The organism is Spirillospora sp. NPDC047279, assembly GCF_040643285.1.
Taxonomy (GTDB): domain Bacteria; phylum Actinomycetota; class Actinomycetes; order Streptosporangiales; family Streptosporangiaceae; genus Spirillospora.
This window is the reverse complement of the sequence record NZ_JBEYUA010000010.1, coordinates 138,344-156,978: the sequence shown is the minus strand read 5'-3', so window position 1 is coordinate 156,978 and position 18,635 is coordinate 138,344. Positions and strand designations below refer to the sequence as shown.

Here is an 18,635-nt window from a genome sequence, read left to right as displayed (position 1 = left end):
GGCGGAGCCGAACGCCCGGGTCAGTCGGCCAGCCAGACGCGCGTGTAGTCGTAGCCGGTCGCGGTGGGCAGGTAGCGCGCGCCCTGGACGCGGCCCGAGCGGAAGATCGGGAAGGACCGGTTGAGCAGCGGGATGATCGCCGCGTCCTCCATGATCTTCTGGTCGGCCAGCTGCCAGTAGCCCGCCGCCCGGCCGGGGTCCGGCGCGGTGAGCGCGGAGTCGATCAGGGCGTTGACCTGGGGGCTGTCGTAGCCGCCGAAGTTGGTGGAGTTGGGCCCGTACGCGCGGCCGTCGAACAGCGGCTGGATCAGCGAGCGGCCGTTGTTGCCGTACCAGTCGGGCGTCCAGCCGGGCGCGGCGATGTCCCAGGCGCCCTCGCGCGTCTTGGCCGGGTCGGCGAGCGTGCTGCCGTAGTAGTTGCCGCCGGTGTCCGGGATCAGCTTGATCTTGATGCCGCAGCCTTCGAGGTTCTCCTTGAGCGACTCCGCGATCCTCTTGTGGGAGCCCTGGACGCGGTAGGGGAACTTCAGCGTCAGGCCCTCGGGCACGCCGGTGCGGGCGAGCAGCAGGCGGCAGCGCGCCGGCTCCCCGCTCTCGCCGGCCGTCGCGTACCGGTTGGACGAGAAGTGGCCGGCGTTGCCCGGCGGGATGATCGTGTGCAGCGGCTCGGCCACCTCGGGACCACCCACGATCTTGATGAGCGCGGTGCGGTCGACCGCGTACTGGAGCGCCTGCCGCACCTCGCGCCTGCCGAGCGCGCCGCCGCCCGTCCGGCCGCGGGTGTTGAAGACCAGGTACGGGCTGCTGCTCGGGGTGTCGCGGATCGCGAACCGCTCGTCCCGGCTCCTGCGCAACCGCGCGATCGCGGTGGTCGGGACCGGCTGGTCCCAGGAGAGGTCGGCGGTGCCCTGCTCGAGCTGGCGCTGGACGGCGTCGGGCGACTCCTGCCCGAGGGTCAGCCGGATCTTCTCGACGTGCCGCTCGCGCAGCGGGTCGGTCTCCTTCCGCCAGGCCGGGTTGCGGGTCAGCTCGTACGAGAGGCCGGGCCGGTAGGAGGTGATCTGGAACGGGCCGTTCGAGATCGTGTGCTGCCGGAACTCCGCGCTGTCGGGCACGTGCTCGTCGTACTCCCTGGGCGCCGCCGCGGTGAACTGCAACGTCAGCAGGTTGAGGAAGTCGCTCGCCGGCCGCTTGAGCCGGAAGACGATCGTGTCGTCCCCCTCGGCCTTCACCCCGGAGATCTCGTGCTCGTTCTGGTACGCGGCCATCGCGGCGGCGTCCTTGGCGTTCACCTTGGCGAAGCCGCGGCAGTAGCCGTCCATCCCGCGAAGGGTCGAGGTGTAGTAGCCGATGCCGCCGGACGGCGACGCGGGATTGCAGAGCCGCTTGAGCCCGCGGACGAAGTCGGCCGCGACGACCGGCCGGGCCGGCCGGGTGTTCCAGCTGACGCCGGACCTGAGCTTGATCGTGTACGTGCGGCCGTCCTTGCTGATCCCGCCGTTCTCCCTGGTCGGGATCCGCGCCGCGACGTCGGCCTGCACCGGCACGGTCTCCTTGAAGTCGTTGGAGGCCCTGGTGCCGAAGAGCGTGCGCGCGTAGGTGCGGTTGAGGCCGTACGAGCCGGTGCTGGCGGCGCTGGCGGTGTCGAGGTGCTCGACGTCGGACGACCCGATGATGCGCAGCGTCCCGCCCTCGCGGGGCGGGCCCGCCTTGGTGCCGTCCTCGCCGCCCCCGCCGCAGGCCGTCAGGCCCAGCGCCAGACCGGCGAGCCCAGCGGTCACCTTCAGGCCTTCGCGTGCCATGCACGTCCTCCTCGCCCCGGCGTATGGCGGTATGACCAATTACCAGCGGTGTCAGAGTAGGGCCAGAGAGTGACAACGGCCGCTACATCGGCATTTCTCATATAGAAGTAAGGACGCCCTGACAGTGATGTCCACTGCCAGGGCGTCCTGGGACGTGCTTTGTGACGAGACTCTCAGCCTCGCTCAGCGCTCGTGTGAACGCCTCGCTCAGCGCTCGTGTGAACGCCTCGCTCAGCGCTCGATGTCGCCGCGGATGAAGGCCTCGACGGCGTCGCGGGCCTGGTCGTCGTTGTACTGCTCCGGCGGCGACTTCATGAAGTAGGAGCTGGCCGACAGGATCGGGCCGCCGATGCCGCGGTCCTTGGCGATCTTGGCGGCGCGCACCGCGTCGATGATGACGCCGGCCGAGTTGGGGGAGTCCCAGACCTCGAGCTTGTACTCCAGGTTGAGCGGGGTGTCGCCGAAGGACTTGCCCTCGAGGCGGACGTAGGCCCACTTGCGGTCGTCCAGCCACGGCACGTGGTCGGACGGGCCGATGTGCACGTCGGCCTTGGCCATCTCGTGCGGGATCTGCGAGGTGACCGACTGGGTCTTGGAGATCTTCTTGGACTGGAGGCGCTTGCGCTCCAGCATGTTCATGAAGTCCATGTTGCCGCCGAAGTTGAGCTGGTAGGTGCGCAGCAGCTCAACGCCGCGGTCCTCGAACAGCTTGGCCATCACGCGGTGCGTGATGGTCGCGCCGACCTGGGACTTGATGTCGTCGCCGACGATCGGGACACCGGCGTCGACGAACTTCTGGGCCCACTCGGGGTCGCTGGCGATGAACACCGGGAGCGCGTTGACGAAGGCGACCTTGGCGTCCAGCGCGCACTGCGCGTAGAAGCGGTCGGCCTCCTCCGAGCCCACGGGCAGGTACGAGACCAGCACGTCGACCTCGGCGTCCTTGAGCGCCTGCACGACGTCGACCGGCTGGGCGTCGGACTCCTCGACCATGTCGAGGTAGTACTCGCCGAGGCCGTCGAACGTGTGGCCGCGCTGGACCATGACGCCGGTCGGCGGCACGTCGGCGAACTTGATGGTGTTGTTCTCGCTGGCGTGGATGGCCTCGGAGAGGTCCATGCCGACCTTCTTGGCGTCCACGTCGAAGGCCGCGACGAACTCCACGTCACCGACGTGGTACTCGCCGAACTGAACGTGCATCAGGCCGGGGACTCGCGTCTCGGGGGCCGCGTCCTTGTAGAACTCGACACCCTGGACGAGCGAAGAGGCGCAGTTGCCCACACCCACGATGGCTACGCGCACCGAACCCATCCGGTTGCTCCATTCTCTCTGGCGGAACATGTGGTGTTCTTCACCCGACCCCGAGGGGGTGGGGACCGCGCTCAGCGGTCCGTCTCCCGAGGCATGTCCTGAATCGATTTCGAAGTCTGTGCTTCTTGCTGTGCTTGCTGTTCCTGCTCCGCCCGCTCGCGCCCGATGAGCTCGTTGAGCCACCGGACCTCGCGTTCGACGGACTCGAGCCCGTGGTTCTGGAGCTCGAGGGTGTAGCTGTCCACCCGCTCACGCGTCCGCGCCAGCGCGGCGCGCACACCCTCCAGCCTTTCCTCCAGCCGGCTGCGCCGGCCTTCGAGGATCCGCAGCCGGACGTCGGCGCGGGTGTGCGAGAAGAAGGCGAAGTGAACGCCGAACCCCTCGTCCTCCCAGGACGCCGGACCGGCCTCGGTCAGGAGCTGCTGGAGCCGCTCCTTGCCCTCGGCGGTGAGCTTGTAGACGATCTTGGAACGCCGGCTCTGCAGTGCCAGCGGCACGGTGGGCTCCTCCGGCCGGTCCTCCATGATCAACCCGTTGGCCAGGAGCTGCTTGAGGCACGGGTAGAGAGAGCCGTAGGAGAAGGCGCGGAACATGCCCAGCAGGGTGTTGAGCCGCTTGCGCAGCTCGTAACCGTGCATCGGGGACTCGTGCAGCAGGCCGAGCACGGCGAGCTCGAGCACGCCTTGTCCCTTCCTGCCGCTCATGTCCCACTCCCGCAGAGCCGATGTCTCGCTGTGATGTATCGAGTGAATGTATCGACTCGATACATCTGAAAGATACGTACGGGCGCCGATCCTGGCAAGTCGGTACGGAGAACACGTACCTGTACGTGATCTTCCAAAGGGCGGATTCGGGTCGTACCCTGCTGACATGCGGGGTCGGAGTCACCGCCCATGAGACCCAGGCTCGTCGTCGACTACGGCCTGGCCAGGCGGGCGACCCTGGCGGATCTGCGCACCGGAGCGTTGACGAGGGACGACGCCTGTGACGCGCACCCCTATCTCCTCCGCGCCGCCAGGTACCACGGCGAGCCCACCGACCACGACTGCCCCGTCTGCGGGCGCGAGCGGCTCACGCACGTGACCTATGTATACGGAGACGAACTGGGCCGTTACGCGGGGAGGGTCAAGGTGACGGCCGATCTTGCGGAGATGGATCGTGAATACGGAGAATTCAGGGTTTATGTGGTCGAAGTGTGCCAGGGTTGCGCCTGGAATCACCTATCGGTGTCATACGTCCTCGGACATGGAGACGAGCCCCGCAGCCAGCGCGGATAGCTCCCGACCGCCTCGCCGCCAGCGAGGATCGTCACCGTAGAGGGCGCCATGACCGTGCACGGCAGTAACCCGCTCACCAGCCTGCACAGTACTCTTCGGACGACGCACCAGCCGTTACCCCCGTTGATGAGGTCGCGTGAGTAATCCAAGCCAGCCCCGACCAGAACCCGGGTCGCCGCGGCCGGGCGGGCAGCAGAATCCCCGCCTTGGCCCGTCAGGCGCTCCTGGCAGGCCGGGTGCCCCGCAGCAGTCCGGACCGCCCGTCCGCCCAGGTGGCCCGCCCGGCCGCCCGGGCCCCGGAGCATCCGCCGCGCCGGGTTCTCCCGGCATGCCCGGACGCCCCGCGGCCCCGGGCCGACCCGGCGGACCGAACGGCGGCCCCAACGGGCGTCCAGGAGGCCCCAACGGTGGCCCGAACGGCCGTCCCAACGGCGCCGGCGCGCCGAACGGCAACGGCCGTCCAGGACCCGGCGGCAACGGCCGTCCCGGGCCGAACGGCAACGGCCGTCCCGGCGGGCCCGGCGGCCCTGGGCGTCCCGGACGTCCCGGCGGACCGGGACGCGCGGGCGCGGCAGGCGCGGGTGCGGCGGGTGCCGGAGTGGCGTCGCGCGCGGAGGCCCCCGGCCGGCTCGGCGGCCCACGCACGGGCGGTCAGCGCATGGGCGCTCCCGGCCGTCCCGGTGGCGGCCCGTTCGGGCGCGGCCCCGGCGGCAGGGGAACGGGCGGACGCGGACCGGGCGGTCCCGGCGGCCGTGGCCCCGGCGGTCCCGGCGGGCCGAACGGCCCCAACACGCCCCGCGAAGGCTGGCAGCGCATCCTGCTCGGTCCCGGCGTCAAGCGCGAGGGCTGGCGGCGTTACCTGCCGCCGTGGCGCGCCGTCGTCGGCGTGATGCTGCTCGGCTTCGCCGGCCTGTGCACGCTCGTCGCGGTCGCCTACGCGCAGACCCCGACGCCCGCCGAGCCCACGGTCCAGGGTGTGAAGGACCAGGCCTCGATCTTCTACTACGCGGGCGGCAAGAAGGAGATCGGCCGTATCGGCAAGAAGCGCGAGAGCGTCCAGCTCGGCGCGCAGGGGGAGAAGCCCACCAAGGGCAAGGTCCCCGACTTCGTCCAGGACTCCGTCCTCGCCGCCGAGAACCGCAGCTTCCGCAGCGACCGCGGCGGCATCTCCATCAAGGGCACCGGGCGCGCGGTGTACGTCAACCTGACGGGCGGCTCGGGCGGTGGCTCGACCATCACCCAGCAGCTCGCCAAGAACTACTACTCCGACGTCAACAACCGGACGATGAGCCGGAAGTTCAAAGAGCTCTTCATCTCGATGAAGCTCGAGGAGAAGCACTCCAAGGACGAGATCCTCCAGCTCTACCTCAACACCATCTACTTCGGCCGCGACACCTACGGCATCCAGGCCGCCTCCCGCGAGTACTTCGGCAAGAACGTGTGGGAGATCAAGCCCGACCAGGCCGCCTTCCTCGGCGGGCTCATCCAGAACCCCAACCGCGACCCGGCCGAGGACAAGAACAAGGCCTGGATCACCGAGCGGTACCAGTACACGCTCAACGGCCTGGTGACGATGGGCAAGATGCAGTCGTCGCAGGCCGACGCCTACAAGCCCAAGCTGCCCGCCATCAAGGCCGCGGGCGCCAGCGGCAACCTGTTCGGCGGGCAGAAGGGCTACATGCTCATGCGCGCCAAGCTGGAGCTCGAGCGCCAGGGCATCGACAGCAAGACGCTGACCACCAAGGGCCTGCGCGTCTACACCACGTTCGACGCGAGGCTGATGGCCGAGGCCCAGCGGGCGGCGGAGCACGCCGTGCCGCAGGTCAATCCCAAGAAGCTGGCGAAGAAGAAGATCCGGGTCGGCCTGATCTCGATCGACACCAAGAACGGAGAGGTGAAGGCCTTCTACGGAGGCCCGAACTATCTGAACCAGGCGTTCGACAACGTGTGGCAGGGCAAGGCGCAGGCGGGATCGGCCATGAAGCCCTACGTGCTGGCCACCGCGCTCGAAAAGGGCTACAGCCTCAAGAGCCTGGTCGAGGCCCGGTCGATGGTGCCCATCGACACCCAGGGCAACGTGACCCCGGGCGGCGTGAAGTTCAAGACGGGCCACTCCAAGCCGGTCATGGACCTCATCGAGGCGACCCAGTGGTCCAACAACACCGCGTACGTGCAACTGGGCTTCAAGGTCGGCTACCAGGACGTCTACAAGATGGCGACCCAGGCGGGCGTGGCCAGCACGCTGCTCGACCCGCACAAGGGCGGCGCCGGCATGTTCCTGGGCGCGAACGACATCCGGCCGGTCGAGCAGGCCGCCGGCTACGCGCCGTTCGCCAACGGCGGCAAGTACCACCAGCCGCACGTCCTCAAGAGGGTGCTCAACCCCGACGGCAAGACCGACTACAAGAAGCTCAAGTGGGACAACCACGAGGTCTTCAGCGCCGACGTCGCTGCGAAGGCCACGTACGCCATGCGCAGGGTCGTCAGCGGCGGTACGGCGACCGCCGCGCGGCTGCCGGACGGCCGTGAGGCCGCGGGCAAGACCGGTACGACCGACCACAACGTGGCCACCTGGTTCGTCGGCTACGTGCCGCAGCTGTCCACGGCCGTGACGCTCTTCAACGACAACTTCGACAAGCAGTTGAAGCGCAAGCGCTCGCTCATCCTGCCCGGCATCGGCGAGGTGCAGGGTGGTACCGTCCCCGCCACCATCTGGCGGGAGTACATGAGCGAGGCGACCAAGGGCCTGGACGCCGAGCCGTTCCCGCAGGCGACGATGGACGGCACGGTCTACAAGTGGGCCAAGCCCCCGGTGAAGAAGGAAGAGAAGGACGACGACAAGCCGGCCTTCTGCAAGCTCCCCATCTTCAAGGACGACCCGCGCTGTAAGGACGACAACGGGGAAGACCCGACCGACCCGACCGATCCCACCGACAAGCCCGCGTGCCAGACGCCCATCCCGGACGGCAATTGCGATCCCAACAAGCCGCCCCGCCGCCCGCCGCCCGACTGGTGGTGCCAGGCGCACCCCGACCTCGCGTCGCAGTACCCCTCCTGCCGCAAGCAGGATGACGACGGTGGCGACCCGACCCAGCCACAGACGCAACAACGGACGTTGTTCGTGCTGCCGACGGGCCGGACCGAGGACTGACGGCCGGACGACGAGTCCGGTGCACGGCGTGAAGGCGTGGCGGACCCCGCGACAGGCGGGGGACGCCACGCCTTCGGCGTTTGCGGGGGTCGTTTCCGAGGCGGTTTTCGGGCGCGTTCGAGGGGGATTTCGGGGTGGGCCGCGGGGTGGGAGTGAACCGTGATGCTTCGGGTACGCGTACCGAGATCGAGGGCCCCATGGGGCCGCCCGCACCCGCGCTGACGGTACGCCATGGGGCAAAGGTGGGCATTTTGCCTGTTCAGATGGCCCCGAAAGGCGAGAGCGGAGCACGCCGGTCACATCGTCACCGAGGCGCGCAGTACCCTCGGACGACGCACAGCCGTACCCCACTCGAACGAGGACGCGTGTGAGTTACCCAAGCCCATATGGACCGGACTACGGAGAGAACCCCGGTGGCCGGGGCTCGTCGTACCGCCCCGGAGGGTCAGGCACGCCGGGCAGGGAACAGGGCGGAACTCCCTCTGGCACACCCATGCCCGGCAGGCCGTCGCAGCCGCCGGCGCGCGGTGGCGGCCCCGGCCGTCTCGGTGGTCGCCGGGCGGCGCCCGGCCGCCGTGGGGCGGGTGCGGGCGGCGGCGCCGGCGCGGGGGCGGGTGTCCCCGGCGGCCCCGGACGGCCCGGGCGCGGCGGCCCTGGCGGTCCCGGCGGCCCTGGCGGTCCCGGCGGCCCTGGCGGCCCCGGCGGTTATGGCGGGCCTGGCGGCCCCGGCCGTCCGGGCAGCGGTCCCGGCGGGCCCGGCGGCCCCAGGGGTGGCGGCGCCGGCGGTCCGGGTGGGCCCGGCGGTCCGGGTGGGCCCGGCGGCCCGCGCGGCGGTGGCGGCGGGCGCAGGCGTTCGCATGCCGCCGGTCCGCGCCGCGAGGGCTGGCGCAGGTACGTGCCGTCCTGGAAGATCGTCGCCGGTGTGACCGCGCTGATGTTCTTCGGCGCCACGACGCTCATCGGGGTCGGCTACGCGATGACGCCCATCCCGGACGCGCCGCAGGACGGCGTGACCGACGAGGGGTCGGCCATCCTCTACGGCGACGGCAAGACGCCGATCGTCCGGCTGGGCGCCACCCGCGAGTCCGTGCCGCTGAGCAAGGTGCCCGAGCACGTGCGGACCGCCGTGCTCGCCGCCGAGGACCGCGGGTTCTACTCCGAGCACGGCGTCTCGCCCAAGGGCCTGGCCCGCGCGGTCCTCAAGACCGCGGTCGGCGGCGACACCCAGGGCGGTTCGACGATCACCCAGCAGCTGGCCCGCAACTACTACAAGGGCCTCAGCCAGGACCGCACGATGAGCCGGAAGTTCAAGGAGATCTTCATCTCCCTGAAGCTGGGCCGCAAGCTCGACAAGAACAAGATCCTTGAGATGTACCTGAACACGGTCTTCTTCGGCCGTCAGGCGAACGGGATCCAGGCCGCCTCGCGCGCGTACTTCCGCAAGGACGTCAGCCAGCTCAACGTGGCCCAGGCCGCGATGCTGGCCGCGATGATCCAGCGGCCCAACTACTTCCAGACCCGCGGCGACGGCGACGCCAACCAGGCGCTGCGCTACCGCTGGAACTACGTGCTCGACGGCATGGTCGAGATGGGCAAGCTCAGTCAGGCGGACCGGCAGCGCATCCAGTTCCCCAAGACCCAGTACCGGTGGACCGACGCGACCGCGACGTCGCAGACCACGTTCATCCAGGAGCGGGTCATGGAGGAGCTCTCGCAGGTCAAGGGCGTCCCCGAGGACGTGCAGAACGGCGGCCTGCGGATCACCACCAGCCTCGACCCCAAGTGGATGGGCTACGCCAAGGACGCCATGAAGGAGGCCGGGGTCGCCCGCTGGCCGAGCAAGATCGGGGCCGGGCTGATCGCGGTCGACCCGAAGAACGGCGAGATCAAGGCGTTCTACGGCGGCAACCCCGAACGCAGCCAGGTCGACACCGTCTTCACCCCGGGCGCGCAGGTCGGCTCGTCGTTCAAGCCGTACGTGCTCGCCACGGCCCTCAAGGAGGGCCAGAGCGTCAAGTCGACGATCATGGGCAGGTCGCCGCAGACGTTCGACGTCCAGGGCGACAACGTGCCGCGCGGCCAGGGCTACACCGTCAACAACGACGAGGGCGACCCGCCGATGGGCGTCATCAACCTCGTCACGGCCACCGAGAAGTCGGTCAACACCGCGTATGTGAAGCTCGGCCTCAAGCTCGGCATCGACAACGTGATCGACACGGCCGAGGGGTTCGGCGTCCCGCCGAAGTACTTCAAGAACTTCCACGGCCAGCAGGGCGCCGTCGCGCTGGGCGTCACCAACATCCCGGCCGTCTACCAGGCCTCCGGCTACGCCGCGTTCGCCAACGGCGGCCGGCCGGTCACGCCGCACCTGATCACGAAGGTGGAGCTGCGCAAGCCCGACGGCAAGATGGAGACGCTCGACCTGCCGTGGGACAAGCAGAAGAAGCCGATCCTGACCAAGGACCAGGCGGCCCAGGCGACGTACGCGATGAAGTCGGTCGTGCGCAACGGCACCGCGACCCGGGCCAGGCTCAGCGACGGCCGCGAGGTCGCGGGCAAGACCGGCACGACGGAGAAGAACGCGGCGGCCTGGTTCGTCGGGTACGTGCCGCAGCTGTCGACGGCCGTGACGATGTACAACGAGAAGAGCAGCCAGTCGATCAAGGGGATCCCCGGCTTCCAGGGCAACAGCATCTACGGCGGCACGATCCCGGCGCAGATCTGGAAGAACTTCATGGAGAAGGTCATCGCCGGCGAGAACATGCAGCCCCAGGCCTTCGACGCGCCGACCTACTCCGACAGCACGCCCAAGACCTGGGACACGCCGCCGCCGGCGCCGTCCCCGACGCCGTCCGAGACGCCGTCCTGCGATCCGGGCACGCCGGGCGCGCCGGGCAGCCCGACCGGGCAGCCCTGCCCGTCGCAGTCGCCCACCACCTCACCGTCGCCGACGACACCGCCCGACGCGGGCCGGCAGCCCTGCGACCAGTGGGGCATGCCGGTGGGCTGCAACCCCGACATCCCGCCGTCCGACCCGCCGCCCACGTGGTGGTGCGCGCGGCATCCCGACGCCGAGCAGTGCCGGGACACCGACCAGGACCGTCCCAACCAGCCCCAGACGCAGAGCCGGACGAGCGGGTCGGCTCCCTGACCCCAGGCGACCCGCCGGAGCGCCGATGAGGACCCGCCTGACGACCCGTCGTCCCTGAACGCCAGGGACGACGGGTCGTTCGGTTCGCGTCCAGGCAGGGGCACTAGGGTTCGACCATGTCGTCGTCCACCCCCGCCGCCTCCGCCACGCTCGACGACCGGCCGGGCGGCAACGGGCGCCTCATGCGCCTGCTGCCCGTGCTGACGGGCGTGACCGCGCTGACCTGCGTGCTCGGCTGGCTGCAGAAGCAGCCGTGCGCGTCGGCGGGGTTCGACTTCGTCAAGACGACGACGCGGGCGTGCTACACCGACATCTACCCGCTCTACTACGTGCGCGGGCTGAACGACGGCAAGGTGCCCTACTTCGACTCGTTCACCGGCGACGACATCACCTACGTCGAGTACCCGGCGCTGAGCGGCTTCTTCATGCAGCTGGTCGCGATGATCGTCCGGCCGTTCGGGATCGAGACGCGCGGGATGGCGTTCTACCACGTCACGGTGCTGCTGCTCGCCGTCCTGGCGGTCGCGACCGTGCTCGCCACCGCGTACGTCGCCGGGCGCAGGACGCTGAAGGCCGGGCTGATGGTGGCGCTGTCGCCGGCGCTGCTGCTCACCGCGTACATCAACTGGGACCTGCTCGCCGTCGGGCTCACCGCGCTCTCGCTCGCCGCGTGGGCGGCGCGCAGGCCGGGGCTCGCGGGGGCGCTGCTCGGGCTGGCGGTCGCGGCGAAGTTCTATCCGCTGCTCTTCCTCGGCCCGTTCGTGCTGCTGTGCGTGCGCGCCGGGCAGTGGCGGGCCATGGGCCGCCTGCTGGGCGGCACGGCGGTGGCCTGGCTCGCCGTCAACCTGCCGGTGATGATCTTCGCGTGGGACGGCTGGCTGGAGTTCTACGGCTTCAGCCGGGAACGCGGCATCGACTGGGGCTCGATCTTCTTCTACTTCCGTGACCACGGGGTGCCGTCGGTGACCGACACCAGCGTGCTCAACCTCGTCGGCACCGGAACGTTCCTGCTGCTCGCCGCGGGCATCGCGGTGCTCGCGCTCGCCGCGCCGCGACGGCCCCGGCTGCCGCAGCTGATGTTCCTCGTGCTGGTCGCCTTCATGCTGCCCAACAAGGTCTGGTCGCCGCAGTACGTGTTGTGGCTGCTGCCGCTCGTCGTCCTCGCCCGGCCGCGCCTGCCGGCGTTCATCCTGTGGCAGGTGGGCGAGGTCGTCTACTTCTTCGGCATCTGGTGGTACCTGCTCGCGATGTCGTACCAGCGGCCGGGATCCGACCTGTCCACCACCCTGTCGTCGCTGCTGCACCTCGACGTGCCGCCGGGCGGCATCGACGACGGCACCTACCACGTGGCGCTCTTCGCGCGTTTCCTGACGGTGCTCCTGCTGGCGGTCCTGGTCGTCATCGACATCCTGCGCCCGTCCAGGGACGTCGTCAGGCAGGACGGCGCCGACGACCCGGCGGGCGGCGTCCTCGACGGAGCCCCCGACGCCTTCAGCCTCACCACCCTGCGCACGCGGCGGCGGCGGCCCGCCCGGCCCGCCGCCGTGGCCGCGACCTGAGAACGGACCCGCCCCCCACCACTCGCCGCCGATTCGCTGGCTTGAACCAGCCTCTGACCGGGGTATTCACCCGATCATGCGGATCATCACGGCGATGCTGCTCGCCGTCACGCTCACCCTCACCCCAGCCACCACCGGGGTGCCCACCGCGCTGGCCGCCGTCCAGAACACCACACCCACCCACGCTCGACCACACCCCGCCAGCGCCGCTTTCACCCATGCCCGACCACGTGTCGCTGGTGCCGCGTCTGCGCAGGCCCGGTCGCGTGTCGCTGGTGCCGCGTCCAGCCACGTTCGGTCGGGTGTCGCCGGTGGCGTGTTCGCCGCGCCGGCCGGCGTCGTGCGTTCGCTTGCGGCGGGCGGGGGGCCGCGGAAGGTGCGGGCGGCGTCCGGCTACCTCGTCGACGCGGAGACGGGGCGCGTGTTGTGGAGCCGCCGGGCGGGCGGCAGGCGCGCGATCGGGAGCATCACCAAGGTGATGACCGCCCTCGTCGTCCTGCGCGCGGGCCGCCTCGACCGCAGGATCCGCGTCAAGCCCGGCCACCTCGCCTACGCCGCCGCGTGGAACGGATCGACCGCGCGGCTCCGGCCCGGAGACCGGTTCACCACGCGCGAACTGCTGAACGCGATGTTGCTGCCCTCGGGATGCGACGCCGCCGCCGCGCTCGCCGACGCGTACGGCGGGCAGCGCAGGTTCGTGCGCCGCATGAACCGCACCGCGCGGTCGCTCGGCCTGCGCCGCACCCGCTACGCCGACAGCGCGGGCCTGCACCCCGCCGGGTACTCGACCGCGCGCGACCAGGTCAGGCTCGCGCGGCACGCCATGCGCGACGCCGCGTTCCGGCAGATCGTGGTGCGCGGCAGGTACGTTGCCGGCGCGAGCAAGGGCCACCGGCGGTACGTGTGGCGGAGCACGAACGAGCTCGCCGGTGTCTACCAGGGCATGCTCGGCATCAAGAGCGGCCACACGGCCGCCGCGGGCTACAGCTTCGTCTTCGCCGCGCGCCGCGACGGCCGTACGCTCGTCGGCGCCGTGCTCAACAGCTCGCCGACCGATCCCGGCGCGCGCTTCCGTGACGCCGTCCGCGTGCTCAACTGGTCCTTCCGCCGTCCGTGAGACGGCCGGGGCGTCCTAGGGCGTGGCGCAGCGCTGCGATGAACCATTCGAAGACCGGCGTGAGCGTCGGCGGCACGGGCCAGCCGTTGACGGTGGCGAGCAGCTGCCAATACCGCTCGGCCGCCGGCTCGTTGCCGACCTCGAGGCGCGTCAGCAGGTGCCGCCGGAACTCGGGGCCGTCGGAACGGCCGAACGCGGTGGCGTACGCGGCGACGAGGTCGCCGACGACCCGCTCCGCCTCCGGCGACTCCGGCGTGACGCCCGCGGTCCTGGCCCCTTCTACCTTCGACGTCACCGTCCGCGTAAGGTCGCCGTGCAGGCCGTCCTGGAAACCGGTGTCGCGTTCGGACGCCTGGAACTCGGCCATCCGCCGGACGCTCGCCCGGAATGCCGGGTCCTGGACGAGTTCGGCGAGCTCGACCCACGCGTTCACCTGCTCGGGCTCGGGGTCGTCGGAAAGCTCGGGCATCGCGGACCGCATCATGGCCACGAACTCGGGGTTGGCGTCGAGGCCGCCGAACGTCTCGTCGATGAATTCGTCGATGATCCGCCGGCGTTCGGCGTCGGAGAGCTTGGCGAGCTTGTGCATGAGTTCCATCTCCTTGGGGCCTGATCCGCGCCCGGCCACCGCCCGCAACACGGCGCGGCGCAGACGCAACGTGCTGATCTGCGCGTCCAGCGCCTCGACGTGCGCCGCGGCGACCTCGGCGATGGTGACCTCGCGGCCCAGCACGCGCTGGATCGTGGTGAGGTCGATCCCGAGTTCGCGGAGCGTGCGCACGAGGTCCAGCCGTGCCAGCGCGTCCAGGTCGTACAGCCGGTAGCCGGCGTGGGTGCGTCGTGCCGGCGGCACCACTCCGCTGTCGGAGTAGAACCTGATCGTCCTGACCGGAAGCCCGGTCCGCCGGGCCAGCTCTCCGATCGTGTAGAGGGTGTCGCCGTCCATGTCCCCACCTTGCGGTCTCCAGCCACTGGAGACTCAAGTCGTCGATCCGACCCTCCCACGAAGGCCCGGCGGACACTGATGCCGGACGTGGAAAGCCGAGATCGCGCACGGGTGTCCGTACGCGATCTCGGTGGCGCCGTGGTGGGCTGTCAGCCCTGGTAGGAGGGGTCGGGGATGGACGGGGTGCCGCCCTCCTTGTGAGCCTTGCGCGCCTCCTCGACGAACTCGCGGGAGAACAGCGCCGAGAGCGTCGCCACGCCGCCCCGGTGCACGCGGACCTCCGCGCTGCGCATCTCGCCGACGAGCCGCACGCGCCGGCCGGAGCCGTTCGTGCCGGTCCAGTCCTTGACGCGGCCGCGCCGGACGAAGCGCAGGTCCCAGCTGTCGATGTCGGCGTCGTCGTCGACGAGCACCTTCACCCAGGCGTGGTCGAGGTCCAGCCGGATCTCGACGTCTCCGGTGGGGATGCGCGGCGACCGCAGGTCCAGCACGGCGCCGCCGCGGTGGGCGCGCACCTCGATGTGCCGGGCGGTGGTCCAGTGGCCGAGCCGCTTGACGGTCCGGTAGTCGGCCTGGACGTGCTCGGTGGCCTGGGGTGCTTTCTCGGTCTTCGTGACGTTCATGGTGGGTCTCCTCCCGAAACGGGTACCGACTCTGTAGTCGAGCGACTCTCCGAAAGAGTCTCTCGATATAAGAGAGAGTAGAAAGGCGAGCAATGCCTGTCAAGTGAACGTGCTCGCCGAGGTGATCCGAGCAGGTCAGCGCGTCGCTGGCGGGAACGGCGGAGGCGCTGTGCGACCATCACGAACGTGAGGAGTGCCGCGATGACGGCGGACACCGCCGCCCCGCGATGACGGCCAAGGCCGTCACGCGAAGAGCGGTGACCTGCCTGCTGATCCCGCTGATGCTCGCGCTGCTGGGCCTCGGCGCCTGCACGCGCGGCGGCGACACGTCCGGCGGCGGCACGTCCGGCCGTACGTCCGCCGCCGGGACCGGAGCGTCGTCCCCGACAGCCGGCGGTCGCGCCACCACGATCCCGGACGTCCGGGAGAGCGACCTGCCCGCCGAAGCCCGGCGGATCCTGCGGCTGATCGACCAGGGCGGCCCGTTCCCGTACCGCAAGGACGGGTCCGTCTTCGGCAACCGGGAGCGGCTTCTGCCCCGCGAGGCGCGCGGCTACTACCGGGAGTACACCGTTCCCACGCCGGGCTCACAGGACCGCGGCGCACGGCGCCTCATCGCGGGGAAGAACGGGGAGCGCTACTACACCGCCGACCACTACCGCAGCTTCGTGCGGGTGGCCGGCCCGTGATCCGGCCGGGAGACGACGTGGACGCGAAGAACGCACTGAACGAGCTGCTCGCGGGACGGCTGGAACCCGGCGTCTTCCAGTGGCGGCCGCCCGGCTCGCTCGACTGGGCCGGCCGGGCCGAACGCGCCGGCCTGCGGGTCTTCGCGCTGGACGGGCGCACCGTCCGCGACAAGGAGTCGTTCCTGCGCAGGTGCGCCGAGGTCTTCGAGTTCCCCGACTGGTTCGGCGCCAACTGGGACGCGCTGGAGGACTGCCTCACCGACCTGTCCTGGGCGCCCGCGCCGAAGGGCTACCTGATCGGGTACGAGTCGTGGAACGACCTGGCCGAGGCGGACCAGGGATCCTTCCGTACGGCCCTCGACGTCTTCGCCGAGGCCGTCGAGTCATGGCGGGACAGCGACACCCCCATGACCGTCCTGCTCTCCAGCGCGGAGGCCGAGGCGGAGGGCGTCCCCTGGCTCACCTGACCCGAGGGCGGGCCGTCAGTAGCCGCTGCTCGTGCCGGCCGCACCCCAGAGCGCGAAGCCCCAGACGACCACGAAGAGCACGTACAGCAGGCCGAGCACGAACATGAGGTAACCCATGATCAGGCCGGCCACGGCCAGGCCGTGCCCGCCCTCGCCCGTACGCCGGATCTGGCTGTGCGCGACGTGCCCGAAGATGATCGCGAGGATCGAGCCGAAACCGCAGGTGAAGATGCCGATGATGCCGAGGATCATCGAGGCGGTGGCCATGCCGTTCGTCCGGACGGCGACCGGTGCGGCGCCGTAGTAGTGGTGCTGCACCTGGGCGGGCGGGTACTGCTGCGCGTAGGGGTCCTGGGATCCGTAGCCGTAGGGGTCGTAAGGGGGCTGGGCCATCGACTTCCCGATCTTTAGCGCGCCCGTCGCCGCGAATGTCGCGAGCGTGCGCTGAGGTGTGGACTGCGAGGATTATGCCAGCGCGGCACAGGGGGGTGCGTGGGTCATTTCAGGGACTTCGCGGTGTTAGATGCGACACCACGGCCTGAAGTTCCCGCTGGAAGGCGCCCCTTTTACGCCCGTGCGCCCACCTCGGGCGGCCGGTTCAGGCCAGCTGCGAGCGCAGCCAGGCGATGTCGGCCGCCTGCCCCTCGGCCGGCGTCTCCACGACCACCGGAGCGCCCGCCGCGCGCACCACGGTCAGGATCAGCTCCGTGTCGATCGTCCCGGTGCCCAGATTGGCGTGCCGGTCGGCACCGGAGTCGAACGCGTCACGGCTGTCGTTGCAGTGCACCAGATCGATCCGCCCCGTGATCGACTTGATCCGGTCGACCGCGTCGATGAGCTCCTCGCCCGCCGCGTGCGCGTGGCAGGTGTCGAGGCAGAAGCCCAGCTTGTCGTCCAGCCCCGGAACGCCCGACAGCACCTCCCACAACCGTGCGATCCGGTCGAACTTGCGCGCCATGGCGTTGCCGCCGCCCGCGGTGTTCTCGATGTAGACCGGGATCGGGCACTCGAGCCGCTCGAAGACCTTCCGCCAGTTTTCGAAACCGACCTCGGGGTCGTCGTCCTTCAGCACGTGCCCGCCGTGCACGATCAGCGCCTTCGCCCCGATCGACGCGGCCGCGTCCAGCTGCTGCTGGAGGTTCTTGCGGCTCGGGATGCGGATGCGGTTGTTGGACGTCGCCACGTTGATCGTGTACGGGGCGTGCACGTAGACGTCCACGTCGGAATCCCGTACGGCCTCGACGCCCTCCGGCAGGACGGGCTTCTTCCAGCCCTGCGGGTCGCCGAGGAAGAACTGCACGACGTCGGCCTCGACGGCCTGGGCGTTGTCGAGCGGGTTGGTCTGGTCGACGTGGGCTCCGATGCGCATGCCACCGAGCCTAGCCGCGCCCAGGGACGGTTTACGGGTTGAAGCCGCCGTGCTTCAGCGCGAAGGCGGCGCCGACGAACGAGGCGACCATCCCGACCACGTTCAGCCAGCGTTCCCCGGTCGTCACCGAGACCAGCTGCGAGTACAGGGCCAGCGGAAGCCCGATCACGCCGGCGAGCATCCCGAAGAAGTGGGTCGCCGGTATGAATCCCAGCACCAGCGCGGCCAGGCCGATGACGATGGCGGACACCGCGAGGGAGTTCTCCAGCGGGTGCCGTTCGCCGTCGGTGTTGAGGCTGATGGCCGAACGCTTCTGACCGGCGGCTTCCGGTGGCATGGGCCACGCTCCTTCCGGCTCGTCGTGACGCGGGACGCATATCGAGGTCCGTAGAGAGATTCCCGGGAGACCCGAAGATCAACCGGCGGCTCGGGGGCGGAAAATGTCGGCCGGACCCGGTACCGTCGAACATGAATTCGAAGACGACCGCAGGAGGTGCACGGTGACGGCGAGCGAGTTCACGATCATCGGCGACGCCGAGCTCGTCGAGGAGCTGTCGGCGCTCACGACGCAGACCGCCAGGATGCGCGCCAGGATGCACGAGATCATGGCCGAGCTGGAGCGGCGCCGCTGCGTGGCCAAACCCCCTGCCAGAGCCCAAGCCCGCCACTGACGCCGGGGGCGGTCGCTCCTGGGGCGGGCGGGTCGCGTGTTACCTGCGCAGGACGCCTGACACGCTGCGAACTCTTGGTAGCCTGTATCGGTCTCGCGGACGGCGGCCGGTCACCATGGCCGGCGGAGCCACCGCGGGAGACGCAACAGCCCTCCTGTCACGGAGAGACCGTGACCGCACCAGTCCAGAGGAGGTAGGGACACAGCATGCGTCGTTACGAACTCATGGCCATCCTCGACCCGGCCATCGACGAGCGCACCGTCAACACGTCGCTCGACCCGTTCCTGAAGGTCGTCAAGGACGACGGCGGGAGCGTCGAGAAGGTCGACATCTGGGGTCGCCGTCGTCTCGCGTACGACATCCAGAAGAAGAACGAAGGCATCTACGCGGTGGTCGACCTCACGGCCGAGCCTGCCACGGTCAAGGAGCTCGACCGGCAGCTCAACCTGAGCGAGACGATCCTGCGTACGAAGGTCATCCGCCCCGAGGTCCACTGAGCCAG

Annotated in this window: 18 protein-coding genes; 9 read left to right on the top strand and 9 right to left on the bottom strand. The window is 70.2% G+C overall.

The window, feature by feature from the left end; genetic code table 11:
* Positions 1-20 precede the first annotated feature (20 nt).
* The 3 genes from ABZ810_RS25925 to ABZ810_RS25915 all read right to left on the bottom strand — a co-directional run bounded on the left by ABZ810_RS25925 (position 21) and on the right by ABZ810_RS25915 (position 3,817).
* A complete protein-coding gene (locus ABZ810_RS25925; RefSeq protein WP_358407388.1) occupies positions 21-1,802 on the bottom strand; it encodes an ABC transporter substrate-binding protein in 1,782 nt (593 codons plus the stop codon).
* 231 nt (positions 1,803-2,033) lie between these two features.
* Positions 2,034-3,113, bottom strand: coding sequence for an inositol-3-phosphate synthase (locus ABZ810_RS25920; protein ID WP_358407385.1), 1,080 nt, complete (start codon positions 3,111-3,113; stop codon positions 2,034-2,036).
* Between the two features lie 71 nt (positions 3,114-3,184).
* A complete protein-coding gene (locus ABZ810_RS25915; RefSeq protein ID WP_358407383.1) occupies positions 3,185-3,817 on the bottom strand; it encodes a PadR family transcriptional regulator in 633 nt (210 codons plus the stop codon).
* A 189-nt stretch (positions 3,818-4,006) separates the two neighbouring features.
* On the opposite strand from ABZ810_RS25915, the gene ABZ810_RS25910 reads away from it, so the two are divergent.
* Positions 4,007-4,390 (top strand): DUF5318 family protein, encoded by a 384-nt coding sequence (locus tag ABZ810_RS25910; protein ID WP_358407380.1) that lies wholly within the window; start codon positions 4,007-4,009, stop codon positions 4,388-4,390.
* Positions 4,391-4,988: 598 nt separating this feature from the next.
* Positions 4,989-7,541, top strand: coding sequence for a transglycosylase domain-containing protein (locus ABZ810_RS25905; RefSeq protein ID WP_358407377.1), 2,553 nt, complete (start codon positions 4,989-4,991; stop codon positions 7,539-7,541).
* Positions 7,542-7,986: 445 nt separating this feature from the next.
* Here the strand turns inward: ABZ810_RS25905 and ABZ810_RS25900 are convergent, their stop codons facing one another.
* Positions 7,987-8,400, bottom strand: a complete 414-nt coding sequence (locus ABZ810_RS25900) for a hypothetical protein (protein WP_358407376.1) — start codon at positions 8,398-8,400, stop codon at positions 7,987-7,989.
* 36 nt (positions 8,401-8,436) lie between these two features.
* Between ABZ810_RS25900 and ABZ810_RS25895 the strand changes: the two genes are divergently transcribed.
* The 3 genes from ABZ810_RS25895 to ABZ810_RS25885 all read left to right on the top strand — a co-directional run bounded on the left by ABZ810_RS25895 (position 8,437) and on the right by ABZ810_RS25885 (position 13,368).
* Positions 8,437-10,692, top strand: coding sequence for a transglycosylase domain-containing protein (locus ABZ810_RS25895; RefSeq protein WP_358407373.1), 2,256 nt, complete (start codon positions 8,437-8,439; stop codon positions 10,690-10,692).
* 116 nt (positions 10,693-10,808) lie between these two features.
* A complete protein-coding gene (locus tag ABZ810_RS25890) occupies positions 10,809-12,251 on the top strand; it encodes a glycosyltransferase 87 family protein (protein ID WP_358407371.1) in 1,443 nt (480 codons plus the stop codon).
* A 76-nt stretch (positions 12,252-12,327) separates the two neighbouring features.
* Positions 12,328-13,368, top strand: coding sequence for a serine hydrolase (locus ABZ810_RS25885; protein WP_358407369.1), 1,041 nt, complete (start codon positions 12,328-12,330; stop codon positions 13,366-13,368).
* Here ABZ810_RS25885 and ABZ810_RS25880 read toward each other — a convergent pair.
* On the bottom strand, positions 13,343-14,314 hold the full coding sequence (locus ABZ810_RS25880) for a MerR family transcriptional regulator (protein WP_358407366.1): 972 nt from the start codon (positions 14,312-14,314) through the stop codon (positions 13,343-13,345). The two genes, ABZ810_RS25885 and ABZ810_RS25880, sit on opposite strands and share 26 nt — an antisense overlap.
* A 149-nt stretch (positions 14,315-14,463) precedes the next feature.
* Positions 14,464-14,937 carry a hypothetical protein gene (locus ABZ810_RS25875; RefSeq protein WP_358407363.1) on the bottom strand — a complete coding sequence of 158 codons (474 nt, stop codon included), beginning with the start codon at positions 14,935-14,937 and terminating at the stop codon, positions 14,464-14,466.
* A 257-nt stretch (positions 14,938-15,194) separates the two neighbouring features.
* Here ABZ810_RS25875 and ABZ810_RS25870 point away from each other — a divergent pair, with 257 nt between their 5' ends.
* On the top strand, positions 15,195-15,626 hold the full coding sequence (locus tag ABZ810_RS25870; protein WP_358407360.1) for a ribonuclease domain-containing protein: 432 nt from the start codon (positions 15,195-15,197) through the stop codon (positions 15,624-15,626).
* A gap of 17 nt (positions 15,627-15,643) precedes the next feature.
* The gene (locus ABZ810_RS25865; protein ID WP_358407359.1) at positions 15,644-16,093 is read left to right on the top strand and encodes a barstar family protein; all 450 of its coding nucleotides are present in this window, start codon (positions 15,644-15,646) and stop codon (positions 16,091-16,093) included.
* 15 nt (positions 16,094-16,108) lie between these two features.
* On the opposite strand, the gene ABZ810_RS25860 is transcribed toward ABZ810_RS25865, so the two are convergent.
* The 3 genes from ABZ810_RS25860 to ABZ810_RS25850 all read right to left on the bottom strand — a co-directional run bounded on the left by ABZ810_RS25860 (position 16,109) and on the right by ABZ810_RS25850 (position 17,799).
* Positions 16,109-16,486, bottom strand: coding sequence for a DUF4190 domain-containing protein (locus ABZ810_RS25860; protein WP_358407357.1), 378 nt, complete (start codon positions 16,484-16,486; stop codon positions 16,109-16,111).
* A 205-nt stretch (positions 16,487-16,691) separates the two neighbouring features.
* Positions 16,692-17,462 carry a deoxyribonuclease IV gene (locus ABZ810_RS25855; protein WP_358407354.1) on the bottom strand — a complete coding sequence of 257 codons (771 nt, stop codon included), beginning with the start codon at positions 17,460-17,462 and terminating at the stop codon, positions 16,692-16,694.
* Positions 17,463-17,493: 31 nt separating this feature from the next.
* Positions 17,494-17,799: a hypothetical protein gene (locus ABZ810_RS25850; RefSeq protein WP_358407353.1), complete on the bottom strand. Its 306-nt coding sequence runs from the start codon at positions 17,797-17,799 to the stop codon at positions 17,494-17,496.
* A 163-nt stretch (positions 17,800-17,962) separates the two neighbouring features.
* Between ABZ810_RS25850 and ABZ810_RS25845 the strand changes: the two genes are divergently transcribed.
* Both ABZ810_RS25845 and rpsF read left to right on the top strand, forming a co-directional pair.
* Positions 17,963-18,133, top strand: coding sequence for a hypothetical protein (locus ABZ810_RS25845; protein WP_358407352.1), 171 nt, complete (start codon positions 17,963-17,965; stop codon positions 18,131-18,133).
* A gap of 206 nt (positions 18,134-18,339) precedes the next feature.
* Entirely contained in the window at positions 18,340-18,630 is a 291-nt protein-coding gene (rpsF, locus tag ABZ810_RS25840; RefSeq protein ID WP_358407350.1) for a 30S ribosomal protein S6, read from the top strand.
* Positions 18,631-18,635 lie beyond the last annotated feature (5 nt).